Origin of the sequence: Pseudarthrobacter sulfonivorans (assembly GCF_024391045.1) — a bacterium.
Lineage (GTDB): Bacteria > Actinomycetota > Actinomycetes > Actinomycetales > Micrococcaceae > Arthrobacter > Arthrobacter sulfonivorans_B.
Window position 1 is genome coordinate 79,359 of record NZ_JANFCZ010000003.1, and the last position, 26,974, is coordinate 106,332.

28 protein-coding genes are annotated in these 26,974 nt (G+C 64.3%); 22 read left to right on the plus strand and 6 right to left on the minus strand.

What is annotated here, in order from left to right; genetic code table 11:
* Nucleotides 1-50: 50 nt before the first annotated feature.
* The 20 genes from rho (at nucleotide 51) to NQJ30_RS03175 (ending at nucleotide 20,390) form a co-directional block, all read left to right on the plus strand.
* The gene (rho, locus tag NQJ30_RS03080; protein ID WP_255768264.1) at nucleotides 51-2,234 is read left to right on the plus strand and encodes a transcription termination factor Rho; all 2,184 of its coding nucleotides are present in this window, start codon (nucleotides 51-53) and stop codon (nucleotides 2,232-2,234) included.
* A 201-nt stretch (nucleotides 2,235-2,435) separates the two neighbouring features.
* On the plus strand, nucleotides 2,436-3,509 hold the full coding sequence (gene prfA / locus NQJ30_RS03085) for a peptide chain release factor 1 (RefSeq protein WP_255768265.1): 1,074 nt from the start codon (nucleotides 2,436-2,438) through the stop codon (nucleotides 3,507-3,509).
* A 24-nt stretch (nucleotides 3,510-3,533) separates the two neighbouring features.
* Nucleotides 3,534-4,403, plus strand: coding sequence for a peptide chain release factor N(5)-glutamine methyltransferase (prmC, locus tag NQJ30_RS03090; RefSeq protein ID WP_255768266.1), 870 nt, complete (start codon nucleotides 3,534-3,536; stop codon nucleotides 4,401-4,403).
* 15 nt (nucleotides 4,404-4,418) lie between these two features.
* Complete coding sequence (locus NQJ30_RS03095) at nucleotides 4,419-5,231, plus strand: L-threonylcarbamoyladenylate synthase (protein ID WP_255768267.1); 813 nt, start codon at nucleotides 4,419-4,421, stop codon at nucleotides 5,229-5,231.
* The gene (locus tag NQJ30_RS03100; protein WP_255768268.1) at nucleotides 5,228-6,001 is read left to right on the plus strand and encodes a WecB/TagA/CpsF family glycosyltransferase; all 774 of its coding nucleotides are present in this window, start codon (nucleotides 5,228-5,230) and stop codon (nucleotides 5,999-6,001) included. The genes NQJ30_RS03095 and NQJ30_RS03100 overlap by 4 nt, the downstream gene beginning before the upstream one ends.
* Complete coding sequence (locus NQJ30_RS03105) at nucleotides 5,998-6,957, plus strand: glycosyltransferase family 2 protein (protein ID WP_255768269.1); 960 nt, start codon at nucleotides 5,998-6,000, stop codon at nucleotides 6,955-6,957. Before NQJ30_RS03100 ends, NQJ30_RS03105 begins: the two co-directional genes overlap by 4 nt.
* Nucleotides 6,954-8,081, plus strand: a complete 1,128-nt coding sequence (locus tag NQJ30_RS03110; RefSeq protein WP_255768270.1) for an MraY family glycosyltransferase — start codon at nucleotides 6,954-6,956, stop codon at nucleotides 8,079-8,081. Before NQJ30_RS03105 ends, NQJ30_RS03110 begins: the two co-directional genes overlap by 4 nt.
* 79 nt (nucleotides 8,082-8,160) lie before the next feature.
* Nucleotides 8,161-8,643, plus strand: coding sequence for a hypothetical protein (locus NQJ30_RS03115; RefSeq protein WP_255768271.1), 483 nt, complete (start codon nucleotides 8,161-8,163; stop codon nucleotides 8,641-8,643).
* The gene (locus tag NQJ30_RS03120; protein ID WP_255768272.1) at nucleotides 8,636-8,974 is read left to right on the plus strand and encodes a hypothetical protein; all 339 of its coding nucleotides are present in this window, start codon (nucleotides 8,636-8,638) and stop codon (nucleotides 8,972-8,974) included. The genes NQJ30_RS03115 and NQJ30_RS03120 overlap by 8 nt, the downstream gene beginning before the upstream one ends.
* An 81-nt stretch (nucleotides 8,975-9,055) precedes the next feature.
* Nucleotides 9,056-9,856, plus strand: a complete 801-nt coding sequence (gene atpB, locus NQJ30_RS03125) for a F0F1 ATP synthase subunit A (protein ID WP_255768273.1) — start codon at nucleotides 9,056-9,058, stop codon at nucleotides 9,854-9,856.
* Between the two features lie 80 nt (nucleotides 9,857-9,936).
* Nucleotides 9,937-10,155 (plus strand): ATP synthase F0 subunit C, encoded by a 219-nt coding sequence (gene atpE, locus NQJ30_RS03130; RefSeq protein WP_003804776.1) that lies wholly within the window; start codon nucleotides 9,937-9,939, stop codon nucleotides 10,153-10,155.
* A 53-nt stretch (nucleotides 10,156-10,208) separates the two neighbouring features.
* Entirely contained in the window at nucleotides 10,209-10,760 is a 552-nt protein-coding gene (locus tag NQJ30_RS03135) for a F0F1 ATP synthase subunit B (protein WP_255768274.1), read from the plus strand.
* Nucleotides 10,760-11,587 (plus strand): F0F1 ATP synthase subunit delta, encoded by an 828-nt coding sequence (locus NQJ30_RS03140; RefSeq protein WP_255768275.1) that lies wholly within the window; start codon nucleotides 10,760-10,762, stop codon nucleotides 11,585-11,587. The genes NQJ30_RS03135 and NQJ30_RS03140 overlap by 1 nt, the downstream gene beginning before the upstream one ends.
* A gap of 83 nt (nucleotides 11,588-11,670) precedes the next feature.
* Entirely contained in the window at nucleotides 11,671-13,308 is a 1,638-nt protein-coding gene (gene atpA, locus NQJ30_RS03145; protein WP_255768410.1) for a F0F1 ATP synthase subunit alpha, read from the plus strand.
* A gap of 76 nt (nucleotides 13,309-13,384) precedes the next feature.
* Nucleotides 13,385-14,278 carry a F0F1 ATP synthase subunit gamma gene (locus NQJ30_RS03150; RefSeq protein WP_255768276.1) on the plus strand — a complete coding sequence of 298 codons (894 nt, stop codon included), beginning with the start codon at nucleotides 13,385-13,387 and terminating at the stop codon, nucleotides 14,276-14,278.
* A gap of 80 nt (nucleotides 14,279-14,358) precedes the next feature.
* Nucleotides 14,359-15,813, plus strand: coding sequence for a F0F1 ATP synthase subunit beta (gene atpD / locus NQJ30_RS03155; RefSeq protein ID WP_255768277.1), 1,455 nt, complete (start codon nucleotides 14,359-14,361; stop codon nucleotides 15,811-15,813).
* A 1-nt stretch (nucleotide 15,814) separates the two neighbouring features.
* A complete protein-coding gene (locus NQJ30_RS03160) occupies nucleotides 15,815-16,099 on the plus strand; it encodes a F0F1 ATP synthase subunit epsilon (RefSeq protein WP_190989724.1) in 285 nt (94 codons plus the stop codon).
* Nucleotides 16,100-16,109: 10 nt separating this feature from the next.
* A complete protein-coding gene (locus NQJ30_RS03165; protein ID WP_255768278.1) occupies nucleotides 16,110-16,541 on the plus strand; it encodes a DUF2550 domain-containing protein in 432 nt (143 codons plus the stop codon).
* 4 nt (nucleotides 16,542-16,545) lie between these two features.
* A complete protein-coding gene (locus tag NQJ30_RS03170) occupies nucleotides 16,546-17,853 on the plus strand; it encodes an alpha/beta hydrolase (RefSeq protein WP_255768280.1) in 1,308 nt (435 codons plus the stop codon).
* On the plus strand, nucleotides 17,850-20,390 hold the full coding sequence (locus NQJ30_RS03175; RefSeq protein WP_255768411.1) for a bifunctional lysylphosphatidylglycerol flippase/synthetase MprF: 2,541 nt from the start codon (nucleotides 17,850-17,852) through the stop codon (nucleotides 20,388-20,390). Before NQJ30_RS03170 ends, NQJ30_RS03175 begins: the two co-directional genes overlap by 4 nt.
* A 76-nt stretch (nucleotides 20,391-20,466) precedes the next feature.
* On the opposite strand, the gene NQJ30_RS03180 is transcribed toward NQJ30_RS03175, so the two are convergent.
* The 5 genes from NQJ30_RS03180 to nucS form a co-directional block, all read right to left on the minus strand.
* Nucleotides 20,467-21,489 carry an LLM class flavin-dependent oxidoreductase gene (locus tag NQJ30_RS03180; protein WP_255768281.1) on the minus strand — a complete coding sequence of 341 codons (1,023 nt, stop codon included), beginning with the start codon at nucleotides 21,487-21,489 and terminating at the stop codon, nucleotides 20,467-20,469.
* Between the two features lie 86 nt (nucleotides 21,490-21,575).
* Complete coding sequence (locus tag NQJ30_RS03185) at nucleotides 21,576-22,043, minus strand: MarR family winged helix-turn-helix transcriptional regulator (protein ID WP_255768282.1); 468 nt, start codon at nucleotides 22,041-22,043, stop codon at nucleotides 21,576-21,578.
* Nucleotides 22,044-22,148: 105 nt separating this feature from the next.
* On the minus strand, nucleotides 22,149-22,853 hold the full coding sequence (locus NQJ30_RS03190) for an NADPH-dependent FMN reductase (protein ID WP_308215144.1): 705 nt from the start codon (nucleotides 22,851-22,853) through the stop codon (nucleotides 22,149-22,151).
* Between the two features lie 192 nt (nucleotides 22,854-23,045).
* A complete protein-coding gene (locus NQJ30_RS03195) occupies nucleotides 23,046-23,249 on the minus strand; it encodes a cold-shock protein (protein ID WP_011692441.1) in 204 nt (67 codons plus the stop codon).
* Nucleotides 23,250-23,555: 306 nt separating this feature from the next.
* The gene (gene nucS / locus NQJ30_RS03200; protein WP_255768284.1) at nucleotides 23,556-24,251 is read right to left on the minus strand and encodes an endonuclease NucS; all 696 of its coding nucleotides are present in this window, start codon (nucleotides 24,249-24,251) and stop codon (nucleotides 23,556-23,558) included.
* Nucleotides 24,252-24,288: 37 nt separating this feature from the next.
* Between nucS and NQJ30_RS03205 the strand changes: the two genes are divergently transcribed.
* Nucleotides 24,289-24,657, plus strand: a complete 369-nt coding sequence (locus NQJ30_RS03205; RefSeq protein ID WP_255768285.1) for an ATP/GTP-binding protein — start codon at nucleotides 24,289-24,291, stop codon at nucleotides 24,655-24,657.
* A 75-nt stretch (nucleotides 24,658-24,732) separates the two neighbouring features.
* Nucleotides 24,733-25,533, plus strand: coding sequence for an alpha/beta hydrolase (locus tag NQJ30_RS03210; RefSeq protein WP_255768286.1), 801 nt, complete (start codon nucleotides 24,733-24,735; stop codon nucleotides 25,531-25,533).
* 66 nt (nucleotides 25,534-25,599) lie between these two features.
* Here the strand turns inward: NQJ30_RS03210 and NQJ30_RS03215 are convergent, their stop codons facing one another.
* Entirely contained in the window at nucleotides 25,600-26,913 is a 1,314-nt protein-coding gene (locus NQJ30_RS03215) for an AI-2E family transporter (RefSeq protein ID WP_374113209.1), read from the minus strand.
* Nucleotides 26,914-26,974: the final 61 nt, after the last annotated feature.

The window sequence follows — 26,974 nt, forward strand, 5'->3', positions numbered from 1 at the left end:
CATCGCGTCCAGCTCCCAGTCTGGACGCCGTCGAGGGGGAAGGATCCTTCGTGACCGAAACCACTGAGCTGTCTTCAGCTGTGGACACACCAACTTCTGCTGCCGGATCGTCAACGGCCGCACCCGCAAAGAGCAGCGGCCTTGCCGGCCTGAAGCTCGCCCAGCTGCAGGCGCTAGCCAGCCAGCTGGGGATCTCGGGCGGATCCCGCATGCGCAAGGGGGACCTGGTCACTGCCATTTCCGCCCACCGCGCAGGCACTTCGGCCACTAAGGCTCCGGCCAAGGCTGCTGAGAAGGCCACTGACAACCACGTTGCCTCTGCCGCTCCGGTGGCAGCCGCTCCCGCGGCAGGTGCGGGCGAAACCGCCGAGGCACCCGCCGCTGATGCAACCCGCGCCCGCGGCCGTGGCCGCAGCCGCCGCGCCGTCAGCGACGGCGTCGTGGCAGCTCCTGCCGCCGCCGCCCCGGAAGCACCGGTCGCTGCGCCCGCTGAAGCGCCGGTGGCCGCGCCCGCCGAGTCCGGCGAAGCAGCCGAAGGTTCCGCCGACCGCCGCCAGCCGCGCACCCGCAACCGCCGCCGCGGCGAAGCTGCCGCACAGGCAACCGCTCCGCAGGCCGGCGAGGTCACCGAAGCGCCGGCCGAGCAGCCTGCAGCCGAACAGCGCCAGGCCGACCGCACGGAAACCCAGCGCACGGAAACCCAGGGCACTGAATCCGGCGACGGCCAGCGCACCGAACGTCGTGAAAGCGGCCGCACCCGCAGCGGCCGTGACACCAGCGCCCGCGAAACCACCGACGGCGGCCGCGACAATGCAGGCAGCCGCGAGGCCGGCCAGCGTGAAGGCACCCGCCGCGACGACAACCGCGACAACTCCCGCGACCACGATGACTCGGACAGCGGCAGCCGTCGGAACCGCCGTAACCGGCGCGACCGCAACGACCGCAATGACCGCTCCGGCGGCCAGGACAACCGGGAAAACGCCCGCAACGACCGTTTCCGCGACCGCAACGACCGCCGTCGGGGACGCGCCCAGGGACCGGACGTCGACGACGTCGAGGTCACCGATGACGACGTCCTGCTGCCCGTAGCGGGCATCCTGGACGTCCTGGAGAACTACGCGTTCATCCGCACCTCCGGCTACCTGCCCGGCGCGAACGACGTCTACGTTTCCCTCGCCCAGGTCAAGAAGTACAACCTGCGCAAGGGCGACGCCGTGGTGGGCGCCATCCGTGCCCCCCGCGAAGGCGAAGACCGCAGCCAGCAGTCCGCACGGCAGAAGTTCAACGCCCTGGTGCGCGTCACGTCCGTTAACGGCAAGACGCCGGAAGAGCTCAAGGACCGCGTTGAATTCGCCAAGCTGGTTCCGCTGTACCCGTCCGAGCGCCTGCGCCTGGAGACCGACCCCAAAAAGATCGGCCCCCGCGTCATCGACCTGGTTGCCCCGATCGGAAAAGGCCAGCGCGGCCTGATCGTCTCCCCGCCGAAGGCCGGCAAGACGCTCATCCTGCAGTCCATCGCCAACGCCATCACCACCAACAATCCTGAGGTCCACCTCATGATGGTGCTCGTTGACGAACGTCCCGAAGAAGTCACGGACATGCAGCGCACGGTCAAGGGCGAAGTCATTGCCTCGACCTTCGACCGTCCCGCCGACGACCACACCACCGTGGCCGAACTCTCCATCGAACGCGCCAAGCGCCTCGTGGAAATGGGCATGGACGTGGTGGTCCTGCTGGACTCCATGACCCGACTGGGCCGCGCCTACAACCTGGCAGCACCGGCCTCCGGCCGCATCCTGTCCGGTGGCGTCGATTCAGCAGCCCTGTACCCGCCGAAGCGCTTCTTCGGTGCGGCCCGGAACATCGAAAACGGCGGCTCGCTGACCATTCTGGCCACCGCCCTCGTGGAGACCGGTTCCAAGATGGACGAGGTCATCTTCGAAGAGTTCAAGGGCACCGGCAACATGGAACTGCGCCTGTCCCGCCAGTTGGCGGACAAGCGCATCTTCCCGGCGGTGGACGTCAACGCGTCCGGCACCCGCCGCGAAGAGAACCTGCTTTCTCCCGAGGAAGTCAAGATCATGTGGAAGCTACGCCGTGTCCTCTCCGGACTCGAAACGCAGCAGAGCCTTGAGCTGCTGACCAACAAGATCCGGGAGACCCAGAGCAACGTTGAGTTCCTGATGCAGGTTCAGAAGACGACGCTGGGTGCGAAGTCGGATAACGACAAGTAGCTGAGTTACCGGGGTGGGGCCGTCGCATATTTTTGCCGGCCCCGCCCCTTCGCGTTGAGGCTGACGTACTGCGTACGTCAGCCTCAACGCTCCGACAGGCCCGATGCCACTCCCTGGCCGGCAAAAATATGCGACGACGGCCGCACGTCACCTGACGCTGAACGCGTCATTAGACTTGTAAGAGTCGAAAGAGGTTTTGAAATGTTTGAGTCCGTACAGGGCCTGCTTGATGAGCACGACTCCATCCAGGCGCAGCTGGGGGATCCTGCTGTTTATGCTGACCAGCGGCTTGCCCGGAAACTGGGGCGGCGGTCTGCGCAGCTGAACGGCATTGTTGAGGCCTATCACAAGTGGGAAGGCCTGCGCGATGACCTCGCTGCGGCGCAGGAGATGGCTGCCGAGGATCCCGAGTTCGCTGCCGAGGTTCCTGAACTGGAAGCGGCCCTGGAGACTGCGTCGGCCAAACTGCGGCGCCTGCTCATCCCGCGCGACCCTGACGACGCCCGCAACGTGATCCTTGAGGTCAAGGGCGGTGAAGGCGGCGACGAAGCTGCCCTTTTCGCCGGCGACCTCCTGCGGATGTACACCCGGTACGCCGAGTCACGCGGCTGGAAGACCGAACTTATTTCCGCCACCGAGTCTGACCTCGGCGGCTACAAAGACGTCCAGATGGCCGTCAAGGGAAACTCGAACGATCCCGCCGAAGGCGTCTACGCGCGGCTGAAGTTCGAAGGCGGTGTGCACCGCGTGCAGCGTGTCCCCGTCACGGAGTCGCAGGGCCGCATCCACACGTCCGCCGCCGGCGTCCTGGTACTGCCCGAAGTGGACGAGCCCGAAGAACTGGACATCAACCAGAACGACCTCAAGATCGACGTCTACCGCTCCTCGGGACCCGGCGGACAGTCTGTTAACACCACGGACTCCGCCGTCCGTATTACGCACCTGCCCACTGGCATTGTGGTGGCCATGCAGAACGAGAAGTCCCAGCTCCAGAACCGTGAGGCGGGCATGCGCGTGCTCCGCGCCCGCATCCTGGCCCACCAGCAGGAAATCATCGACGCCGAAAATTCGGCCCAGCGGAAGTCCCAGATCCGCACTATGGACCGTTCGGAGCGCATCCGTACCTACAACTACCCGGAAAACCGCATCGCGGACCACCGCACCGGCTACAAGGCGTACAACCTGGACCAGGTCATGAACGGCGACCTGGAACCGGTCATCCAGTCAGCCATCGAGATGGACGAACAGGCTCGCCTGGACGCCATCGGCGACTAGACAGTTGTTGGGAACTGCACAGATATGACAACCGGCTCGGAACAGTCGCTGGCGGCTGCCGTCAGAGCGGCCACGGCAGTCCTTCAGGCCGCCGGCGTTCCCAGTCCCCGCGTCGACGCTGAACTGCTCGCGGATCACCTGCTCGGCGTGGGGCTCGGCCGGCTCCGGGCGATGATGCTGGGGGACACACCGGCGCCCGAGGGGTACGCCGAACTCGTCGCCGAGCGGGCACAGCGCATCCCGCTGCAGCACATTACGGGCGTGGCCCACTTCAGGTACCTGGAACTCGCCGTCGGGCCGGGCGTTTTTATCCCCCGCCCGGAAACGGAATCCGTGGTCCAACTGGTCATCGACCATGTCAAGGGCATGGTCCGCCCGCGGATCGTGGACCTGGGGACAGGGTCCGGGGCCATTGCCGGCTCCATCGCCCACGAGGTTCCCGGCGCCGAGGTGTATGCCGTGGAGTACAGCACCCTCGCGCACGCATGGGCGGAGAAGAACCTCGCCCCGCTGGGGGTGGCGCTCACCCTGGGGGACCTGCGGAACGCTTTGCCGGACCTTAACGGAACCTTCGACGTCGTGGTTTCCAACCCGCCGTACATCCCCGCCGAAGCGATCCCCAACGAACCCGAAGTAGCCCTGCACGACCCTCCCGAAGCCCTGTACGGCGGAGGAGCCGACGGCATGGAACTTCCGACGGCGGCGGCTGCCTCGGCCGCCCGGCTGCTGGTTCCCGGCGGCTACTTTGTGATGGAACACGCGGAAGTCCAGGCCGCCTGGATTGCCCGCATGATGGAGCGCACCGGTGCCTGGACAAAGATCACCACGCACCTGGACCTGAACGGCAAGGAACGCGCCACCAGCGCCGTGCTTGCCGGTCCGCGCCACGACTGATGAAAGAATAGGCCAGTGACCACAACCTACAACTGCACGTCAGAAGACCAGCGCGCCCTGGGGCTGGAGCACGCCCAGCGCGCCATCAGCGAGAAGAAGTGCGTGGTCCTGCCCACCGATACCGTCTACGGGATCGGGGCCGATGCCTTCTCGCCGCAGGCCGTCACCATGCTGTTGGTCTCCAAAGGGCGCAGCCGCGCCATGCCGCCGCCGGTGCTGATTCCCCGGATCAACGCCCTTGACGGGCTGGCCACGAATATTTCCACGGACGCCCGCAAGCTGGCTGAGGCGTTCTGGCCTGGCGGACTGACGCTGATCCTGCACGCACAGCCGTCGCTGGACTGGGACCTCGGCGACACCCAGGGAACCGTGGCCCTTCGGATGCCCGCCGATGAAGTGGCCCAGGAACTCCTCACCCTCACCGGACCGCTGGCGGTTTCCTCCGCCAACCGGACCGGCCAGGCACCGGCGCAGACCGCCGCCGAAGCGCGCGCCCAACTGGCCGATTCGGTGGAGGTCTACCTCGAGGGTGGCTTCCGCCCGGTCGAAGGCACGGACGCTGTCCCCTCCACCATTGTGGACGCCACCGGGCCCGTTTTGCGGGTAGTGCGTGACGGCGCCGTTTCCCTGGAACGGCTCCGGGAACACGTCCCGGGCGTCCTGGGCCTGGGGGAGAGCCCGGCCGTCGGGGCTGAGGCAACTGAGGCTGAAGTTACTGGAGCTGCGGATTCTCAGCCTGCGGACGCGGCGCCCGCCGAAGACGCGGGAGACGGCATACCGGACGAGCGGGAAACCGCAGCGCCCGCCGAAAAGGATCCGGAGGCATGATCCTTGGCCGTGACCGCTTAAACCTCCTGGACGTTGAGGTCACCGCCGTGCCGGAAAACCGCATGGCAGAGGTCCTCACCGGACTCATCGCAGCCGGGGGCCGACGCACGGTGGTCGGACACAACCTGCACAGCTGCTACCTCTATCACACGCTTCCGGCATTCCGGGAGCTCTACGATTCAGCCGACGTTGTGCTCATGGACGGCGCACCCGTGTACGCGCTTTGGAAGCGGCAGGGACACGCCGCCGCGCCCGATGCCAGCTTCCGCGTGGGGTCGACGGACTGGATCAAGCACCTGGGTTCCGTGCAGGGCCTGGACCGCGTGGCTGTGGTTGGAACCAACGTGCCCAGCAACGCGCTGGCATGCCGCAGGCTGGAGACGCTCTTGCCCGGCACCAAGGTTCTCGGCTGGGCCGGGGAAAACTGGGGCCCGGAAAAGGAAGCAGCCATCGTCGATGAACTTCAGGCCTTCGCCCCGAACCTTGTCCTCGTCGGGCTGGGCATGCCATTGCAGGAGAACTTCCTGTGGCAGCGCCGCAATGACCTTCCTGAAGCTGTGTACGGTGCCGTCGGCGGAGCGCTGGACCAGATCTCAGGACACCAAGTGCTGGCACCGCGGTGGCTTGGCCGCCTCGGGTTCGAATGGCTCTGGCGGCTCATGATCTCCCCGCGCAGGGTTTTCGGCCGGGTGTTCATCGAGCCCTGGAAACTGGCTGCCGTCCTGGCCGGCAGGAAATTTCGATCCACGCAAGCAGGGGCCAGCAAATGACCAAGAACGTTGTCGCCGTGGTTGTCACCTATAACCGGCGCGAACTCCTCGAAACCACTCTTCACGGCATCACGTCCGGAACCGTTCAGCCCGCCGCCGTTGTCATCGTGGATAACGCCTCCACCGATGAAACGGCAGAATTCCTGGCTTCCTACAGCGGCCCGGTCCCCACCGACACCATCCGGCTCCGGCAGAACCTGGGCGGCGCCGGCGGTTTTGTTGTGGGCATGGAACGGGCCGTCCTGGACCATGGAGCGGACTACGTCTGGATCATGGACGACGACACGGAACCGCAGCCCGACGCCCTCGCAGAGGCCCTGGCCGCCTCGCGCGCCTACGCCGCCGTCGCCGGGGATGAACCAAGCTTTGTTGCCAGCCGTGTTGTCTGGACCGACGGACGTGACCATCCGATGAATCGGATGCGGCCGCGGCTCGGCGCCAGCGAGCAGGACCGTGACCGCGCCGTCCGGGCCGGGGGAGTGCAGATCAGGACGGCATCGTTCGTCTCAATCCTGATCGACGCCGGCGAGATCCGCCGTCATGGCCTTCCCATTGCCGACTACTTCATCTGGAACGACGATCTGGAGTACACTGCCCGGATCTCCCGCCGCCGGAATGCCATCTCGGTGGAGAAATCCGTGGCAAGCCATCACACCAAGTCCTTCGGGGATGCCGGTGCCGATCCCGGTGCTCGCTTCTACTACGAGGTGCGGAACAAGTTGTGGGTCTACACCCGCTCAGCAGCACTCACCCCGTGGGAGAAGCTGCTTTATTCGGGGGCATCAGTGCGCAACTGGACCCGGACCATCGCCGTCTCACCAAACAAGCGGCTGCTCCTCACAGGCCTCCTGCGGGGGCTGCTGCACGGTCTGAAAGCCCCCCGAAGCAACGAACAGGTACTCAACGGAATCTATCCGCTCCGCGACGTGTGCCTCACCGGGAGGCCCGCCGCATGATCATGTACCTGCTGATGGGGCTGACCGCTGCGGTGGTGTCCTACGGGGCCACCTGGGCGGCACGCGTCGTGGGCAACCGGCTCGAACTCCACATGCCCATCCGCAGCCGCGACATGCACTCGACGCCGGTGTCCCGGCTCGGCGGCGTGGCCATCTTCCTGGGCGTGCTGGTGGGGCTCATCGTGGCCAGCCAGTCCTTCTTCGTCAAAGACATTTACCGGAACAACTTCTCACCCTGGGGGGTGCTTGCCGGCGCGACGCTGATCGTGCTGGTGGGCGTGGCGGATGACCTCCTGGACATCCGCTGGTGGGTGAAGCTCATCGGCCAAAGCGCCGCGGCCCTGGTGGTTGCCATCTGGGGTGTCCGGATGACCATTGTGCCGTGGGTGCCGGAGCCGATTTTCCTTCATAACGACATGCTCCGGATAGTGCTGACGGCCGGGCTGATTGTCACCACCATGAACGCCTTCAATTTCATTGACGGCCTGGACGGACTGGCAGCCGGCGCGGCCATCATCGGCGGGACCGCCTTCTTCTTCACTGCGTACTGGGTGCACCGCAATGCCGTCCTGCTGGACTACTCGGACCTCGCCACCCTGCTCACCGCCGTTTTGGTCGGCAGTTGCATCGGCTTCCTGCCGCACAACTGGTTCCCGTCCAAGATCTTCATGGGTGATTCGGGGGCCATGCTCATCGGCCTGCTGTTCTCCGCCGCCAGTATCGTGGCCACAGGCCAAATCACTTCCGGCATGTACGACAGGGCCAACGGTATTTCGACGGTCATCCCCATCCTGCTGCCGTTCGCCGTACTGTTTCTGCCGCTGCTTGACCTGGGACTCGCTGTGATCCGGCGGACGGCGAAGGGACGCTCACCCTGGTCCGCGGACCGCGGCCACCTCCATCACAAACTGATGGACATCGGCTACTCACACCGGACCGCGGTCATCCTTATGTATCTGTGGACCGCGGTGGTGTCCTTTGGCGGCCTGGCCTTCGCGGTGTTCCCGTGGCAAATTGTCCTGGCGGTGGACCTTTTCGCCACCCTGGTCATGGGACTGGTGACGGCATGGCCCTACCTCCGGCGGAGGAGCGACGAACCGGCCGCGGCACCGGGTTCGGAATAATTTCTATCTCGTGTAGAATTTAGGGGCAGCCAAAGCTGCCCCTCCAAACCAGCCCCAGGGCGCCGACGATTGGAATCTCATGACGTCCAACGCGGACCCCGGACCTACGTCCGGCAACGGATCCGCTGGCGTCTCCGGTCCCACTCAATCGCTGTGGCTTCGCCTGCTGGCGCTGAGTTCAGCCGCCGGCGTGGCTGCCATCATTCTGGCCGGCATTCCTGCCGTCATTATGAACGGGGCCGACGGCGTCCTGTCCAGTACGTTGGGCGGCCTCCTCGTGATGGTGTTCTTTGCCATCAGCCTGCTGGTAGGGCACTTCATCGGACGCAATAATCCGTCAGGCGCGATCGGAATGTTCGTGGCCACCTACTTTGTCAAAGTGGTCGGGTTCGCGGTTGTCCTTTTCCTGATCGGCGCCCCCGCCTGGCTGCACGGCCGCTGGTTCCTGATTGGCGCCGTCGCCACTGTTGTGCTGTGGCAGGCGGCCGAAATCTATGGTTTCAGCAAAGCGCGCCTGCAAATTTACAACGATCCCGAACCGAAGGAGCCCAACGATGTCTGATCGGAAACGACTGGCAAATAATGGTTCCCCCGCGTCCGGAAATACATCCTCCGCGCCCGGAGTCTCACCCGATAACAGTGATGGTGGCTACAACGCCGGCATGGCTGTCTTCAGCTACATTATTGGCGGAATCATCGTCTGGAGTTTGATAGGGTGGGGTCTGGATAATCTGTGGGGAACCCGCTGGATTGTGCTCGCAGGCGCTCTGCTTGGAGCTCTCGGAGGATTTTATCTTTCCCACATGCACGGCCTTACCAGTTCCAGAAACAGCACTGGTAAGAGCGGCGCGGATAGCGGCCCGTCCGCGGACGGAAACACTAATGCCAAATAATTTCACATGGGGAACTGCGGAGCAAGAATCCGCTGCACCCAGCCCAACGCCCAATGACGGACACTGCAGAGAGGAATCGCGTTGATCGCGCTTGCGCTCCCGGCCCAAGATTCAGGAGATTTTGCCCCTCCTGGTATCGAACAAATGCACCTGCCGGCGATCCTGCCGTGGGGGGCGGCAGACGGATTCTCCAAGCAGATGCTGCTGGTAATCCTGTCGGTCGTCATTATCGCCACATTCTTCCTGCTGGCTGCGCGGAAGCAGCAGCTTGTCCCCGGCAAGCTCCAGTTCGCTGGTGAAATGGCTTATGGCTTTGTCCGTAACGGCATTGCCAAGGACATTATCGGCGGCAAAGACTTCATGAAGTACGTCCCGCTGTTGTTCAGCCTGTTCTTCTTCATTCTGGTGAACAACATTTACGGTGCCATTCCCGTACTCCAGCTGCCCAGCTTCTCCCATGTTGGCGGCGCCTATGTCCTCGCGGGCATCGTGTACATCACCTGGATCGTCATCGGCGTCCGGAAGAACGGCCTCAAGTACTTCAAACTCGCCACCGTTCCCACCGGTGTCCCGATGTACATCCTGCCGATCGTCGTTCCGATCGAAATCATCTCGAACTTCCTGGTACGGCCCGTAACGCACAGCCTGCGTCTCTTTGCCACCATGCTGGCAGGCCACCTCATCGTCATGATCGCCGGATCCGGCATCGAGTTCCTGATCATGCAGGAAAGCGTCCTCCTCAAGGGAGCCTCGGTCCTCGTCCTGGCCGGCTCCGTCGCCATGTACATGCTGGAAGCACTGATCATGGCCTTGCAGGCCTACGTCTTTACGCTGCTGACCGCCATCTACATTGAAGGCGCACTGCACGCGGACAGCCACTAAGGCACCCACAGTCTTCCCCTCACGGGGATGAAGCAACCCAAACAACCTGCCACACGGGTGGCATCTTGAAAGGAAGAAAAATGGAAGGCTCCATCAACGGCTCCCTCAACCTCATCGGCTACGGCCTCTCCGCCATCGGCGGTGGTATCGGTGTTGGTCTCGTGTTCGCGGCTTACATCAACGGTGTGGCACGTCAGCCGGAAGCCCAGCGCGTCCTGCAGCCGATCGCATTCCTCGGCCTCGCGCTGACTGAAGCCCTCGCCATCCTCGGCCTGGTCTTCGCTTTCGTTCTCAAGTAAACCTTCAGAACCTAGCGAACATCCAGAACCGAGTAGAAAAGGACGGGTGAATTATGAACCAGGTGATCATCTCAGCCGCCACAGAGGGCGAGACTAACCCACTGGTACCCAACGTCTGGGAAATGGGCGTTGTCCTCGTCGGCTTTGCTGTCCTCATGTTCATCGTGGTCAAGTTCGTTGTCCCGATGTTCGAGAAGACGTTTGCAGAGCGCGCCGAGGCCATTGAAGGCGGCATTGCCAAGGCTGAAAAGGCCCAGGCAGAGGCATCGGCCGCCCTCGAGGAGTATAAGCAGCAGCTCACGGACGCCCGCGCGGAAGCCAACCGCATCCGCGAGGAAGCCCGTGCAGAAGGCGCCCAGATCCTTGCTGATCTGAAGGAAAAGGCAGCTGCTGAATCGGCCCGCATCACTGCGCAGGCCCACGTGCAGATCGAATCGGAGCGTCAGGCCGCAGTAGTGTCCCTGCGTTCCGAGGTGGGCACGCTGGCCACCACGCTGGCAGGCCGCATTGTTGGCGAAGCACTCAACGACGACGAGCGTTCCGCCCGTGTTGTTGACCGTTTCCTGGCAGATCTGGAGACCCAGAACGCAGGTGTAGCCAAGTAATGTCAGGTGTATCGAGCCAATCGCTGACCACGGCCCTGACCACGCTGGAAGCCAAGCTTCCGCTGGCCTCGCTGCAGTTGGCTAGGGAACTCTTCGGAATCCTGGGTACGGTGGACAGTTCGGCCGGCTTGCGCCGTGCCCTGACTGACCCGTCGCGTACCGGTGACGAGAAGTCGGCGCTGATCAAGCAGCTCGTTGGCGGAAAAGTCTCCGCGGACGCAGCGGACATCGCGGGCGGACTGGCCAGTTCACGCTGGGCATCGGCCCGAGATATCGGCGATGCACTCGAGACGCTTGGCGCGACGGTGGTAATCGCCGTCGCTGAAAACAAGTCGGCCGTTTCTGCCTCCGGTGTCTCTGGGCTGGAAGAGCTGGAGAACGATCTGTTCTCCTTCAACCAGGCCGTTGCCTCCGACCACGAGGTACAACGTGCTCTGTCGGAGCCGCAGGCCAGTGCTGCCGCGAAGATCAGGCTTGCTGAAAAGCTGGTTCCCGGTGCAAGCGAGGAAGCAAAAGTCCTCATTGCCCAGGCAGTGTCTGCGCCGCGCGGCATCAAGCCGACCAACCTGGTAGCCCGGTTCGCCGAGCTGGCAGCTAAGCGGCAGCAGCGCTGGATTGCGACGGTCAGCGTTACGCGTCCTTTGACTGAGGCGCAGTTTGCCCGCCTGCAGGCAGGGCTTAACGCCCTGTATGGCCGCGAGCTCAAGGTCAACGTCAGCGTTGATCCTGAACTGATCGGTGGAATCCGCGTCCAGGTAGGTGACGAAGTGCTTGACGCTTCGGTCATCACCCGGCTGGGTGAACTCCACCGCCAGCTGGCCGGTTAGCCGGACAAGCACAACTTAACGAAACGAAACCCCGGTCATCGTGAGCAACGATGATCACGAAAACAGGAGAGCAGGGACTGCAGATGGCCGAATTGACCATCAACGCCGACGACGTCCGTAATGCGTTGAACGAGTTCGCGGCGTCCTACGAACCCGGAAACGCCGAGCGCGTAGAGGTCGGCCGTGTAACAACCGCAGGTGACGGCATCGCCCGTGTTGAGGGCCTTCCCTCGGTCATGGCGAACGAGCTGCTTCGCTTCGAAGACGGCACCCTGGGCCTCGCCCAGAACCTCGACGTCCGCGAAATCGGCGTCATCGTGCTCGGTGACTTCACCGGCATCGAAGAGGGCCAGGAAGTTCACCGCACCGGACAGGTTCTGTCCGTGCCGGTCGGCGACGCCTTCCTCGGCCGCGTGGTTGACCCGCTGGGCCAGCCCATCGACGACCTCGGCGAGATCAAGTCTGAGACCACCCGTGCGCTGGAACTCCAAGCACCCGGCGTGACCCAGCGTAAGTCGGTCCACGAGCCGATGCAGACCGGCCTCAAGGCCATCGACGCCATGATCCCGATCGGCCGCGGCCAGCGCCAGCTGATCATTGGTGACCGCCAGACCGGTAAGTCGGCCATCGCCATTGACACCATCATCAACCAGAAGGCCAACTGGGCTTCGGGCGATGTGAACAAGCAGGTTCGCTGCATCTACGTGGCCATCGGTCAGAAGGCGTCCACCATCGCGGCCGTCCGTCAGACCCTTGAGGACAACGGCGCCCTGGAATACACCACCATCGTGGCTTCCCCCGCGTCCGACCCCGCCGGCTTCAAGTACCTGGCGCCCTACGCCGGTTCGGCCATCGGGCAGCACTGGATGTACGGCGGCAAGCACGTCCTCATCGTGTTCGATGACCTCTCCAAGCAGGCTGAGGCCTACCGCGCGGTATCGCTGCTGCTGCGCCGCCCGCCGGGACGCGAAGCCTACCCGGGCGACGTCTTCTACTTGCACTCCCGTCTGCTTGAGCGTTGTGCCAAGCTCTCCGACGAGCTCGGTGCAGGCTCGATGACCGGTCTGCCGCTCATCGAAACCAAGGCGAACGACGTTTCGGCTTACATCCCGACCAACGTGATCTCCATTACCGATGGCCAGATCTTCCTGCAGTCGGACCTCTTCAACGCCAACCAGCGCCCGGCCGTCGACGTGGGTGTCTCTGTGTCCCGCGTTGGTGGTGCTGCACAGGTCAAGTCCATGAAGAAGGTCTCCGGTACGTTGAAGCTGGAACTGGCCCAGTACCGTGACATGCAGGCTTTCGCCATGTTCGCGTCGGACCTCGACGCCGCATCGCGTCAGCAGCTGACCCGTGGCGCACGCCTGATGGAACTGCTCAAGCAGGGCCAGTACTCGCCGTTCCCGGTCGAGAACCAGGTTGTTTCCATCTGGGCCGGCACCAACGGCCACCTGGACGAGGTTCCGGTTGAGGACATCAACCGCTTCGAGAGCGAGTTCCTGGAGCACCTGAAGCACAAGTCCTCCATCCTGACCACGTTGGCGCAGACTAACGTTATGGACGATGACACCGCTGAAGCACTGAAGGCCGCAATCGTGGACTTCAAGAAGGGCTTCTTCGGCGAGGGCGACAGCCTGCTGGTAGGTGCCGGCCACGAGGAGCACGACGCTATCTCGGAAGCCGAAGTCGACCAGGAAAAAATCGTCAAGCAGAAGCGCTAGTTTCGCTGGCAGGGACTGCCGGGACCTTCACCGGTTCCGGCAGTCCCGGCCACCGGGATCTTAGGAAAGGATAAGTATGGGAGCCCAGATTCGGGTCTACCGCCAGAAGATCAGCTCGACCACGTCGATGCGCAAGATCTTCAAGGCGATGGAACTGATCGCTACCTCGCGCATTGGCAAGGCCCGCGCACGCGTAGCGGCTTCACTGCCTTACGCAAACGCGATCACGCGTGCCGTTTCTGCTGTCGCAAGCCAGAGCGAAATCGACCACCCGCTGGTCACCGAGCCGGAGCAGATCCGCCGCGCCGCCGTCCTGGTCATCACCTCGGACCGTGGCCTCGCTGGATCATATTCGGCAACGGTGCTCAAGCAGGCGGAAGGCCTGATTGAGCTGCTGCACGAAGAGGGCAAGGAAGTCAAGACTTACGTCATGGGCCGCAAGGCGCAGGCGTACTTTGATTTCCGGAACCGTCCCTTCGAGCGCGCATGGACCGGCAACACGGACGCTCCGGTGTTCGCAGTTGCGCGCGAAGTCGGCGCTGCCTTGCTTGAGGATTTTGCCACCGCCTACGAAGAGGGCGGCGTGGATGAGATCCATGTCGTTTACACCCGCTTCAAGTCCATGGTGACCCAGGAGCCGACGGTTATCCGTCTGTTGCCGCTCGAGGTTGTCGAAGAGCAGGCTGCGTCCGAATCGGACCTCCTGCCGCTCTACGAGTTCGAACCGGAAGCGGAGCAGGTTCTTGATGCTCTCTTGCCGCGCTACATCGAGTCACGCATTTTCGCCGCCATGCTCCAGGCCGCAGCTTCCGAGCTCGCAGCCCGTCAGCGGGCGATGAAGTCCGCCGGCGACAACGCCACGGACCTCATTAAGAAGTACACGCGTCTGCGCAACACTGCCCGCCAGGCTGAAATTACGCAGGAGCTTTCCGAAATCGTTGCCGGTGCCGACGCCTTGAGCGCGTCCTAACCTGCACGATCCGGTCCAGCTATACCTGCACCAAAGAAACAAACTTAGATCCACGCCATCTACTGAGTGAAGTGAGAGAGATGACTGCCACTGCTACCGAACACGTAGCCGCAACGTCCGGTGCTACCGGCCGTATTGCACGTGTTATTGGCCCGGTTGTCGACGTCGAATTCCCGGCTGACGCAATCCCCTCGATTTACAACGCCCTCACCACCGAGGTAACCCTCAACGGTGAGACCCGCACCATCACGTTCGAGGTTGCCCTGCACCTGGGTGACAACCTGATCCGTGCCATCTCCCTGCAGGCCACCGACGGACTTGTCCGCGGGACCAACGTAGTGGACACCGGTTCCCCCATCACCGTGCCTGTGGGCGACGGCGTCAAGGGCCACATCTTCAACGTCCTCGGCAAGCCCCTGGACGTCCACGAGTCCGAAATCCAGGCTTCGGACTACTGGCCGATCCACCGCAAGGCTCCCGCCTTCGCAACCCTCGAAGGTTCCACCGAGATGCTGGAAACCGGCATCAAGGTCATCGACCTTCTCACCCCGTACATCAAGGGTGGCAAGATCGGCCTGTTCGGCGGCGCCGGCGTCGGCAAGACGGTTCTGATCCAGGAAATGATCACCCGTGTGGCCCGCAACTTCGGTGGTACTTCGGTATTCGCCGGTGTTGGCGAGCGTACCCGTGAAGGTAACGACCTCTGGGTTGAAATGGAAGAGGCAGGGGTCCTCAAGGACACCGCCCTTGTGTTCGGCCAGATGGATGAGCCGCCGGGAACGCGTCTGCGCGTTGCACTGTCCGCACTGACCATGGCGGAGTACTTCCGCGATGTGCAGAACCAGGACGTGCTGTTGTTCATCGACAACATCTTCCGCTTCACCCAGGCAGGTTCCGAGGTTTCCACCCTCCTCGGCCGCATGCCGTCGGCTGTGGGCTACCAGCCCAACCTTGCTGACGAGATGGGTCTCCTCCAGGAGCGCATCACGTCCACCAAGGGCCACTCCATCACCTCGATGCAGGCCATCTACGTTCCCGCGGATGACTACACCGACCCGGCTCCGGCCACGACCTTCGCACACCTCGACGCGACCACGGAACTTTCCCGTGAAATCGCCTCCCGTGGTCTGTACCCGGCCGTTGACCCGCTGACGTCGACCTCCCGCATCCTGGATCCGCAGTACATCGGTCATGATCACTACAACACGGCTGTCCGCGTGAAGCAGATCCTGCAGAAGAACAAAGAACTCCAGGACATCATCGCCATCCTTGGTGTTGACGAGCTCTCGGAAGAGGACAAGATCGTCGTGTCGCGTGCACGCCGCATCCAGCAGTTCCTTTCCCAGAACACCTACACCGCCAAGCAGTTCACCGGCGTGGAGGGCTCCACGGTTTCCATCAAGGACACCGTTGAAGGCTTCACCGCGATCTGCGACGGCGACCTCGACCACATTGCAGAGCAGGCGTTCTTCAACGTGGGTGGCCTGGATGACGTTGAGCGCCAGTGGGCCAAGATCCAGGAACAGACCAAGTAATATGGCTGAGCTTGAGGTTGAGATTGTCGCAGCGGATCACTTCGTGTGGTCCGGAGCGGCCAAGATGGTCAAGGCCCGCACCAGCGATGGTGAAATCGGAATCCTGCCCGGCCACTCGCCCCTGCTGGCGATCCTGGCCGAAGGTGAACTGGCCATCGAGCCGGTTTCCGGGGACCGTATTGCCGTTGTTGTTGACGGCGGATTCTTTTCCGTCGACAACAACCGCGTGGTGATTGTTGCTGACAACGCCCAGCTGGGCGACGCGGCTACTGCTGGGATCCGCTAGCACCAACCAGATGGACGCCCAGACTCTCTCGTTCATCGCCCTGGCAATCACTTTCGGATTGCTGATATTTGCACTGTGCCTCGTGGGGGTGCGCCGCTTCAATCTGCGGCGCGCCCTCGGCACGGTGGACGCCTCCATTTGCACGGCTGGAAACAGCTGGCAGATGGGGGTTTGTCGTTATCAGGACAACGACCTTGAATGGTTCCGCCTCGCGTCCCTCAGCCTGCGTCCCAAACACAAGTTCAGGCGGAGCTCCCTTGAGCTTCTGGGCCGCCGCAAGCCAACTGAGGCCGAGGCAGTCAAAGTCCAGCCCGACGTCGTGATCGTGGAACTGCGGTGCGAGGGCCAGGAACTGCGGCTGGCCATGAAGTTCGATGCCTACACGGGATTATCGTCCTGGCTGGAAGCCGGGCCGGTCATCGGCGTCGGCACCTGGCGCTAGTCGCGTGGACTGGATCTCGGATGTCCGTCTGACGGACGGCCCACTGTACTGGTCCGCCTGGGTTCTTGGCGCTGCCGCTGCGCTCCACCTGGTCTGGCGCCCGTACGCCCTTGGACGCCGCCGCTGGTTCATCAGCGTGGCCGCCGCGCTGGCTGCCGCCGTGGGACTGGTGCTCCTGGTGCACTGGATCCTCATTTACCTCACGTCGGTTTTTCCTGACGAACTGCCCTCGCTCGTGCTGGCCTGGGTGTTTGCTGCGGTAGGGGGACTGTTGCTGGTTCTGCTCCGCCTGCCTTGGGAGTCATGGGGGCGCCGTGCCCTCGACGTTGTTGCCCTGCTGGCCGTGGTGCTGCTGGCCGCGGTGCAGGTCAACGCCTATTTTGGACTCAACCGTACGGTTGCCGACCTCACTGGAACGGCACTGACACGCATCCAGCCCCTGGAACCCGCACTTCAGCGCCAGCCGGGGCAGTCCGGTCAACCCCTCGCAGGATGGACGCCCGCCGGCGATCTGCCCGCCGATGGCGTCCTCAGGACGGTATCGATTCCCGGCACCGTCTCCGGACTGCAGGCCCGCACCTCCTACGTCTACCTTCCGCCGGCGTACTTTGCCGCGAACCGCCCCAGCCTTCCGGTCCTGGTGCTCGTTGCCGGCCAGCCCGGCGGTCCGGCGGACTGGCTCTCTGGGGGTGCATTGCTGCCACGGATGGCGGATTTCGCAGCCCGGCACGGGGGAGTGGCGCCGGTAGTGGTGGTGGCTGATCCCAACGGCAGCCAGTCTGCCAACAATCTCTGTATGGACAGCGACCTTGCCAAGGCGGACACCTACCTCTCCGTGGACGTTCCGCGCTGGATAGATGCAACGCTGGACGTGGATACCGATCCCGTGCAACGGGCTGTGGGCGGCTTCAGCTTCGGGGCCACCTGTGCCGTCCAGATGGCGACGCGCCATCCAGACGTTTATACGGGATTCCTATCCTTCGCCAGCGAGCGGGAGCCTGCACTCGCCAAGGAACGCCAGAAGACCGTTGATGCTGCGTTCCATGGAGACACCGCCGCCTTCGATGCCCAGGTGCCGTTGACCCTGATGAAGGAACGCCGCTACGACGGCAACGTTGCCTACTTCGCGGCCGGCGCTACAGATCCGGAGTTCGTGGCGAACCTGGAAACCCTGGCGACGGCCGCCCGTGCGGCTGGATTCACCGTGGAGTCCGACGTCGTCCAACGGACAGGACACTCCTGGGACATGCTGACTCCCGGCATGGATAATGGGCTTGAGCTGCTGGCAAAGCACTGGGGGTGGGAGCACTGAACGCCGTCCGCGAAAGAAGCGCCCCGGCCCTGTTCTGGTCCACGGTGGGGCTCCCGGCCGTTCAGCGACTCGCCGGCTACCTTCGTTCCGTGCCTCTGACGCTATGCATTCTCGGCATTTTCCTGGCTGCAGGTTTCCTGACTGACAGCTTCCTCGGTGGGCCGCCGGAGGAACTCCTGCCCGTGGCGGGGGTTAGCGCCCCCGGCCTGCGGGCGGGCCACTGGTGGTCGCTGGTGACCTCCCTGTTCTTCGCCACCAATCCGCTGGCATACGTGGTGGCTTCCCTGATGATTCTTCTGCTGCTGGGCCTGGCGGAAAAGAAGCTGGGCAAACTCCGGACCGCCGCCCTCCTGCTGGGGGGCCAGTTCGCCGCTGTCACAGTGTTCCTGCTCGTCACCCAGTTGGCTCGGTACGCCGGTGACGGGTGGCTGGGGCTGATGACGGACAGTGCCCTGATTGGTCCGTACGCCGCCGTACTGGCGGTGTCCATGGCGTCCAGCCGCAAACTGCCGGTGCTCTGGCGGCGCCGGCTTCGGACCGCAGTGCTCTCGGTCGCCTTGCTGCTGGTCCTGTACGTGGGGCATGCCGAAACGGTTATCGGACTCGTGGGCGCCTTGGTGGGTCTTGCTGCGAGCTGGTGGGCTGAAACTGAGCATGGGCCCCTCCACGCGCCCCGCTCGACCGGCCGTGAGACCAGGAACCTGCTCGCGCTCACAGTGGCGGTGTTCGCTGTGGGACCCATCCTCACCACGATCACCCGGACTCCGACCGGCCCGCTGGCGCTGCTGCGGGACGTGCTCCTGAATCCCGTGCCCACCCTCGGCCAGCTCGAAGCGAACTGCGGTCCCACAGTGGAGGCCTCGTGCCTGGAAATCGGGCGTGCGGGCTTTGCCGGTCCCTTCGGGCTTGCCCTCACGGTGGTCCCGGTGATTCTTCTCCTGATCTGCGCCGACGGCATGCGCCGGGGGCGCAGTATGGCACTGCGGATTACGTTGGTCATCCAGTTGGCGATCACAGCCCTGGCAGCCGTGTACCTCGCCCTGTTCGCCCTTATTCCGCACTATCCCTCCCGCCCGCAGACAGCGGCCATGGGTTCCGGCTTTGCCCATATCCTGCCCCTGGTGACGGTGCCCCTGGTGCTGGCCGTGCTGCTTTGGGTTAACCGGTGGCAGTTCCGGGTGGAGACCGTTCCCTCCGCCCGGCACAGATTGGCGTTGGTGGTTGGCGGCGTCTGGCTGGTCCTGGCCGGCGGTTACACCGTGGCGTGGCTGGCTGCCGGTGGAATGATGCGCGACGGCGGCCCGTTGGGATTGCTCGCGGAGCTGGCCAGGCAGTACCTCCCCGTGCCCTTACCTAACCTCTACCGCAGGGTCTTTGCCGAGCGGGACAGCATCGAGGCGCTCATCTTTGCCTATTCCGGGCCGATTTTCTGGCTGGTGGCGCTGGCCGGAGTCTGGTCCGTGCTGGTGGGACGGCACCACGGCAGCGATTCCGGGCATAATGACAGAGCCACGGTCCGCCAGCTGCTGCATGAGGGCGGCGAATCACTGTCATGGATGGCGCTCTGGGAGCCCAACCGGTATTGGTTCAGCCCGGACGGCAACGGTGCCGTAGCGTACCAGCAGCATGGAACCGTGGCCCTGACGCTGGCAGGACCTTTCGGGGCAGCGGACAGCCGGGCAGCGACGGCCACCGGCTTCATCGATTACTGCGGCAGCCGTGCGTTGGCGCCGGCCTTCTATTCGTGCGACGGGACGCTGTGGCCGGTGCTGCAGGAGCGCGGATTCCAACGCGTCCCGGTGGCGCAGGAAACCAGGCTGGCGGTCCGTGAGCTCGACTTCAAGGGCAAGGAATGGCAGAACGTACGCACAGCACGCAACCGCGCGGCCAAGATGGGCATCACCGCCGTTTGGGGGACGTACCACGGCCTTCCGTCCGCCCTGCGCGCCCGGCTCAGCGAAGTCTCGGAGGAGTGGGCGGCAGCCAAAACGATCCCGGAAATGGGCTTTACCCTGGGCGGCATGGATGAACTGATGGACGAGGAAGTGCTCTGCTGCCTCGCCGTGGATCCGGAAGGGAACGTGCACGGGGTCACCAGCTGGCTGCCCGTATACGACGGCGGGAAGCTGGTGAGCCGCACGCTGGATGTGATGCGCCGGGGTGCTGAAGGATTTCCCGGGGTGATGGAATTCCTGATAGCCGCCGCCGTGGTGGAGTTGCGGGAAACGGTGGAGGTCATATCGCTCTCCGGGTCACCGCTCGCCAGCCTGCCCGACGACGACCCGTCCCCTGACCACGTGCCGGCGGAAAACCTGCTGCGCATCCTTGATGTGGTGGGCCATGCACTGGAGCCCGTCTACGGGTTCCGGTCCCTGGCAGCCTTCAAATCACGATTCCAGCCGGAGTACCGGACCCTGTACTTGTACTATCAGGACCCGCTGCAGCTGCCTGCCATCGGCCGTGCGCTGACCCGCGCGTATTTGCCCGGCCTTTCGCTGCGCCAGGGGGCCCGGCTGGTCCGCGAACTCGTGGGTTGAGACGGACTACAGCCGGCCCTGCGCGGCAGATGGGACCACACGCCGCCTGAGTACCCGGGGAATCAGTATCGGCCCCTTAGCGCCAGCCGAGCTGCGGCGCCACATCCTTCAGGATCGATTCGATGACGTGGGCGTTGTAGTCCACGCCGAGCTGGTTCGGGACCGTGAGGAGCAGGGTGTCCGCCGCGGCGATGGCCTCGTCTTCGGCCAGCATCACGGCTAACTCGTCCGGGGCCCCGGCGTAGGACCGGCCAAAGACCGCCCGCGTCTTCTCGTCGATGTTGCCCACCTGGTCGGAGCTGTGGCGATCGCGGGCGAAGTACTGCCAATCGCGGTCGTCGGTCAGTGCGAAGATGCTGCGGCTGACCGAGACGCGCGGCTCCCGCTCGTGCCCCGACTCCGTCCAGGCCTGCCGGTAGAGCTGGATCTGCTCGGCCTGCTGGACGTGGAACGGTTTGCCGCTCTCGTCATCCTTCAGCGTCGAGCTCTGCAGGTTCATGCCAAGCTTCGCCGCCCAGACGGCCGTGGCGTTTGAGCCGGAACCCCACCAGATGCGTTCGCGCAGGCCCTCCGAGAACGGCTCCACCCGCAGCAGGCCCGGAGGGTTCGGGAACATCGGCCGCGGGTTCGGTGCCGCGAATCCCTCGCCGCTGAGCACCTCAAGCAGACGCTCGGTGTGCCGGCGGCCCATGTCGGCATCCGACTCGCCCTCTGCGGGTGCGAAGCCGAAGTGGCGCCAGCCGTCGATGACCTGCTCGGGTGACCCCCTGCTGATGCCCAGCTGCAGCCGGCCGCCCGAGATCAGGTCCGCCGCTCCGGCGTCCTCCGCCATGTAGAGGGGATTCTCGTAACGCATATCGATGACGCCGGTACCAATCTCGATGCGGCTTGTCCGCGCCCCGATCGCAGCGAGCAGCGGAAACGGCGAGGCGTATTGCTGCGCGAAGTGGTGGACGCGGAAGTAGGCGCCGTCGGCGCCCAGCTCCTCAGCTGCAACCGCGAGGTCGATGGCCTGCAGCAGCGCATCCGACGCCGTGCGCGTACCGGACTGCGGGTGGTCGGTCCAGTGGCCGAAGGACAGGAATCCGATGTTCTTCACACCCGCACCAACCATGGTGGCGGCGGTTCTTATTCCCGCGCTTCCTCAGCCGCCGGAATCGCCGAGCATTCGGGCGCACTGCGGGACTAGCCGCATTCGGGCTGCAGCGCGGCAATGATTTTGCCGCTCACCGAAGCCAGCGCATCCTGTTCGTCACGCGTGAGGTGGTCGAAGAAGCGGGTGCGGACAAAGTCCACATGACCGGGCGCCGCGAGCTCGATGGCATTTCTGCCGTCCCGGGTAATCTCCACGTCCAAGCCACGGGCGTCGGAGGAACAGTGCTTTCGCTTCAGCAGGCCTCTCGCTTCCATCCGCTTCAGCAGGTGGGACAGCCGGCTGCGGTCCCAGCCGAGGGACCTGGCCAGATCGCGGGCACGCACCACCCCGTCCGCCTGTTCGGAAAGCGGGACCAGCACCGCAAATTCGGCCCCGGAAAGCTGCGATTCCTGCACCAGCTGGCGGTCCATGGCGGCCACCAGCTGCTGCGATGCCTCAAGGAATCCGCGCCAGACCCCCGTCTCGCGCTCGTCCAGCCAATTCGTGTTCTTCGTCACAAGTTCTCCCACTCTCTGATGCTTCAAAAGCCGGCGGCCGCGACGTCGTCCCGTTGGGGTGTCGTCGCGGCCGCACGGTGAGCTCGGCAGCAGTGCCGGGATGCTTTAGCGGATGGTTGCGAAGCCCTTGGCCCACGAGACCAACTGGTCAACCATCGGGGCCAGGGTGCCTGCGTTCTGCTCAGTCGGCTTGAACTCGGAGAAGTTCTCGAAGTCATTGAACAGGGAGAACATGACCTGGTTGCGCACGTGCGCAACTTGGAGCTCGGAGAGGATCTCGCGCAAGTGCTCGACGGCGCGGGCGCCGCCGGCGGAGCCATAGGACACGAAGCCTGCGACCTTGTCATTGAACTCAGCGTTCAGGTAGGACATGGCGTTGGTGAGCACCGGACCGGCAGTGTGGTTGTACTCGTGCACCACAAAGATAAAGCCGTCGAATTCGCTGATCTTGGCCGACCAGGCCTTGGTGGCCGCGTTCTGGTAGTTCTGGTAGGCGGCGGGGTAGGCCTCGTCAAGCAGGGGCAGGTTGAAGTCGGCGATGTCCACCAGCTCCACGTCCGCGTCCGAGCGGCCGGCAACCTGGGCCAGAACCCACTCGGCGACGGACTTGTTCACGCTGCCCGGCCGGCTGGCCCCCGTGATAATGGCAATCCTGGGCAGGCCGCTGCCCTTCAGCGGATCGGCTGACAGAGCAGCCTCCGGGACCACCGCGACGGGAGCCTTGGCGGGAGCGGTACTCACAACCGGGGCTGCCGACGCCGCGGAATGGCCGGGCTTGGACTTGCGGGAAAAGATTTTGAACCAGGACATGGCGCCTCACCATTCGGAATAGTTGATGTTTCAATTATTCTACGCACCAATTTGATGATGCGTCAACAAAATCCCGTTCCTCCGCAACCGGGCGCTCGGTGCCCTCGACGCCTCCAAACAAAAGAATCCCCGGCACGAATGCCGGGGATTCTTTTGTTTGGAGGCCGCTTCGAGGCTGCCTCCGGGGGCTTACTAGACCAGCGTTACGCCGGTGGCCTGGGGGCCCTTGGCGCCCTGACCGATTTCGAACTGAACACGCTGGTTCTCGTCGAGGGTCTTGAAGCCACCGGTCTGGATCTCAGAGTAGTGAACGAAGACATCGCCATCGGAGTCATCCGGGGTGATGAAGCCGAAGCCCTTTTCAGCGTTGAACCACTTGACGGTTCCCTGTGCCATTTATTTCTCCTCATTGTGGAACTTGTCTAAGCCCGGCACACCTCGTGCCGAGCTTGGTCACTCCGCGAGAAGAATCCTTTACCGCCGTCCCGAAGGGGACGGGCTGTGCAGGAGCTTCACGCTCGCAACATGTCTTGCGAGCATGAAAAAACACCTACACAAAGACTGATCTAAGAATTTCATGCCCTCTCCGTCTGGTCAACGGTCTGTCACCCTAAATGCGACAAATTTCGGTAACGAACGGATGAATCCCCTTGTCAGGGGTCGGTGCCTCCCGCGCCGCCCGGGCCGGTGCGGCACCGGACGTCAGAAAAGCCGGGATTCGGTGTCGTCCACACCGCGCATGGCGTCGTAGTCGAGCGTGATGCAGTCAATGCCGCGGTCGTTGGCGAGCACTTTGGCCTGGGGCTTGATCTGCTGGGCTGCGAAGATTCCACGCACTGGCGCCAGCAGCGGATCCCGGTTCAGCAGTTCCAGGTAGCGGGTCAGCTGCTCGACGCCGTCAATGTCGCCCCGCCGTTTGAGCTCGATGGCCACAGTGGCGCCGTTGGCGTCCCGGGCCAGGATGTCCACCGGCCCGATGGCGGTGAAGTACTCGCGCCGGATGAGCGAGAAGCCCGTGCCGAGCGTTTCGATCTGGTCCGCGAGCAGGCGTTGCAGGTCCGCCTCGACGCCGTCCTTGATCAGGCCGGGGTCCACCCCCAGGTCATGGGAGGACTCATGGATGTGTTCGTGGATGTTGATGATGAGCCGGTCATCGGTTTTGGCGGACTGGACCGTCCACTGCTCCGTGACGCCAAGTTCCAGGTCAACGTCCTCCGGCGTGGAAACGCGCAGCGATGCCGGCGGGCTCATCCAGTTCAGCGGCTTGTAGGAACCGCCGTCTGAATGGACCAGCACCGAGCCGTCCGCCTTGACCAGGAGGAGCCGGGTGGCAAGGGGGAGATGGGCTTTGAGCCGGCCTACATAATCAACTGAGCATCGGGCTATCACAAGTCGCACGCCGTACACACTACCGGTGCTGGGGCAGAATGGAGGCATGCCCCGTTCCAACCGTCCCCGCCGCCCTGCCTCCGGAAAAGGCGCGGCCGCACGGCCCGGCGCCGCTGGAAGGGCGGCCGGAAAGAAGGGTAACGGGGACGTTCCCGAACTCGACCTGGAGCGGGCGCGGGCCGGCATTGCGCGGCGGGAAAGCGCTCCCGACGGCGAGTGGATGGTCCGGACCATGACCGCCAGGAACGCAGAAAAGACGTACATCTGCCCCGGCTGTTCCACCGCAGTGGTTCCCGGCCTGGCGCATCTGGTGGTGTGGCAGGACGACCATATCTTCGGCGCCGCCGCCGGGCTCGCCGAGCGCCGCCACTGGCACACCAACTGCTGGCTGTCCCGGACCTACCGCTACCGCTGACCCTTTATTTCCGGGACGGGCCCTGCAACGCTGCCGCGGGGCCGCGCGGTGTCCGGACTCGCTAAGCTGGCAGGCATGACTTTTGATCCGGCGTCGTACGAATTCACCCAGCCTGCAGGCCCCGCTCCCATCCGCGCTTCCACTGTCCTTCCGGCGAAGCGGGAAAACATCGAACTGCACACCGAGGACGGCCATAGGCTGGTTGGGGAGCTTGCCGTGCCGGAATCCGGTCCCATCACTGCGACGCTGATCACGCTGCATCCCCTCCCCACGCACGGCGGCTTCATGGACTCCCATGTCTACCGGAAGGCGTCCTACCGGCTCCCGGCGCTGGCGGGCGTGGCAGTGCTCCGGTTCAACACCCGCGGCACGGAATCACCGCGCGGCACCAGCGCAGGTTCGTTTGAAGAGGGGATCGGTGAACGCCTCGACGTGGAGGCGGCGGTGCGTTTCGCCGTCGAACGCCAGCTGCCCAACCGCTGGCTGGTGGGCTGGTCCTTCGGGACCGAACTGGCGCTGATGTACGGTGCCGTGGAACCGGTGGCAAGCCAGGTGGAGGGCGCCGTGCTGCTGTCACCGCCGCTGCACCGGGCCACCGACGAACACCTGCGGATGTGGGCATCGGCCGGGAAGCCGCTGACCGTCCTTGTGCCCGAGCACGACGACTACCTCCAGCCCGCGGCGGCGGCAGAACGCTTCAGCCTGGTGCCGCAGGCCCGGGTGGTGGGGGTCGACGGCGCCAAGCATCTGTGGGTGGGCGAGAAGTACGCGTCCCGCGTCCTGAACGAGATCGTAGATGAGGTGACCGAGGCAGGCTCCGGTCCCAACGGCCTGCCGACGGAGTGGAACGGCCCCGTGGCCACCTCGGCGGCCTGAGGCCTGCAGCCCGGGACCCTGCTCCCCGGGACCCTGCTGCCGGGGGACCGGGTGCCGTGCCTGGTCTTAGTGCTTGTCCTGGCGGGCGATGTAAATCTCCTTGACCAGCAGCAGGGTGGCGGCCGCCGTGGGGATGGCGATCAGGGCCCCCAGCACGCCAAGCAGGCTGCCTCCGGCAATGACGGAGATGACAGCCACGGCGCCCGGTACCGCAACCGCTTTCTGCATGATGCGCGGGGAGATGAAGTACGCCTCGAACTGGAGATAGGCGAAGTAGCAGATCCCGAAGACGGCGGCCGTCTGCCAGCCCTCGGTGAGCGAGATCAGGACCACCACGATGCCTGCGATCATGCCGCCCACCAGCGGGACAAACGCGAGAAGCGCCACCACAAAGGCCAGCAGGAGGGCAAACGGAACCCCCACGATGGACATCACAATGAAGGCGAACGTGGCATTCAACAGGGCAACACAGGCCTGCCCGATGACGTAGTTGCCCACCGAACGGGTGATTTCCTCGGAAAGGGCGGCCACGCGGGGCCTGCGCGAGCGGGGTGCCAGCCGGTATCCCCATTTCTTCATGGAGGGAAGGGCGGCCAGGAAATAGAGGCTCAGCACCAGCACAATCAGGGCACCAAAGAGCCCGTTGGCCAGGGTGGATCCGAAACCCACCACCCCGCCGAATATTCCGCCCATGGCGGCCGGGTCATTGACGAATTTCTCCAGCTCCACGGTGATGCGGTCACGGATCCCGAACTGGTTGTCAACGCTCTTGAAAAAGTCTGAGTCCAGGAAGTCCCGGACCCAGGTGGGCGCCTGGGCAATAATCTGGGTGACCTGTTCCACGATGGTGGGTATCAGGGTGGCGAAGAAGCCGGCCACGGCGCCGATCAGGACCGCGACGGACACCAGGATGCCGGCCGGGCGGGGGATCTTCCGGTTCTCCAACCAGCCCACCACCGGTTCCAGGCCCAAGGCGATGAACAGGGCAGCTACAATCCACAGCAGCAGCTGGGTGGTGTTGGAACCGATCCAATAGACCAGGAGCGCAAGGCCCACGCCCACGGTTCCCATGAAGCCCAGGTACAGCGGATGCTGGGGGGAAATGCGGGGCCCGGGACTGCCGAACTGCGGTGCGGCATCGCCCGCCGCGGCGGCTTCCTCCTCCGCAACGTGGTACTCCGGCGGAAGGTCCGGGGGCATTTCAAAACGGAGCCGTGGCTGGGCGCCGGGCAGCGGCTGGCGCAGGCGCCGCACCAGGGACCCCACGGCCGCGGCTGCCCGCCCCGCCGGTTTCCGCGATGTCCCCGGCCCGGACGGAGCAGTGCCGGCCGCCGAGTGATTTTCGTGTCCTGCTGAGGACTCGTCGGTCTTGTCAGTCACTGGTTTTTGGAGCCTGTTCCGTGCGTGGCACCGCTTTCGCGGGCGGGTGTGATGATCATCG

Bases quoted from the DNA above. Each gene is read 5' to 3' on its own strand.
- prfA (WP_255768265.1), top strand. From the start codon at position 2,436: ATGTTTGAGTCCGTACAGGGCCTGCTTGATGAGCACGACTCCATCCAG.
- prmC (WP_255768266.1), top strand. From the start codon at position 3,534: ATGACAACCGGCTCGGAACAGTCGCTGGCGGCTGCCGTCAGAGCGGCC.
- NQJ30_RS03100 (WP_255768268.1), top strand. From the start codon at position 5,228: ATGATCCTTGGCCGTGACCGCTTAAACCTCCTGGACGTTGAGGTCACC.
- NQJ30_RS03105 (WP_255768269.1), top strand. From the start codon at position 5,998: ATGACCAAGAACGTTGTCGCCGTGGTTGTCACCTATAACCGGCGCGAA.
- NQJ30_RS03110 (WP_255768270.1), top strand. From the start codon at position 6,954: ATGATCATGTACCTGCTGATGGGGCTGACCGCTGCGGTGGTGTCCTAC.
- NQJ30_RS03115 (WP_255768271.1), top strand. From the start codon at position 8,161: ATGACGTCCAACGCGGACCCCGGACCTACGTCCGGCAACGGATCCGCT.
- NQJ30_RS03120 (WP_255768272.1), top strand. From the start codon at position 8,636: ATGTCTGATCGGAAACGACTGGCAAATAATGGTTCCCCCGCGTCCGGA.
- atpE (WP_003804776.1), top strand. From the start codon at position 9,937: ATGGAAGGCTCCATCAACGGCTCCCTCAACCTCATCGGCTACGGCCTC.
- NQJ30_RS03135 (WP_255768274.1), top strand. From the start codon at position 10,209: ATGAACCAGGTGATCATCTCAGCCGCCACAGAGGGCGAGACTAACCCA.
- NQJ30_RS03140 (WP_255768275.1), top strand. From the start codon at position 10,760: ATGTCAGGTGTATCGAGCCAATCGCTGACCACGGCCCTGACCACGCTG.
- atpA (WP_255768410.1), top strand. From the start codon at position 11,671: ATGGCCGAATTGACCATCAACGCCGACGACGTCCGTAATGCGTTGAAC.
- NQJ30_RS03150 (WP_255768276.1), top strand. From the start codon at position 13,385: ATGGGAGCCCAGATTCGGGTCTACCGCCAGAAGATCAGCTCGACCACG.
- atpD (WP_255768277.1), top strand. From the start codon at position 14,359: ATGACTGCCACTGCTACCGAACACGTAGCCGCAACGTCCGGTGCTACC.
- NQJ30_RS03160 (WP_190989724.1), top strand. From the start codon at position 15,815: ATGGCTGAGCTTGAGGTTGAGATTGTCGCAGCGGATCACTTCGTGTGG.
- NQJ30_RS03165 (WP_255768278.1), top strand. From the start codon at position 16,110: ATGGACGCCCAGACTCTCTCGTTCATCGCCCTGGCAATCACTTTCGGA.
- NQJ30_RS03190 (WP_308215144.1), bottom strand. From the start codon at position 22,853: ATGTCCTGGTTCAAAATCTTTTCCCGCAAGTCCAAGCCCGGCCATTCC.
- NQJ30_RS03195 (WP_011692441.1), bottom strand. From the start codon at position 23,249: ATGGCACAGGGAACCGTCAAGTGGTTCAACGCTGAAAAGGGCTTCGGC.
- NQJ30_RS03205 (WP_255768285.1), top strand. From the start codon at position 24,289: ATGCCCCGTTCCAACCGTCCCCGCCGCCCTGCCTCCGGAAAAGGCGCG.
- NQJ30_RS03210 (WP_255768286.1), top strand. From the start codon at position 24,733: ATGACTTTTGATCCGGCGTCGTACGAATTCACCCAGCCTGCAGGCCCC.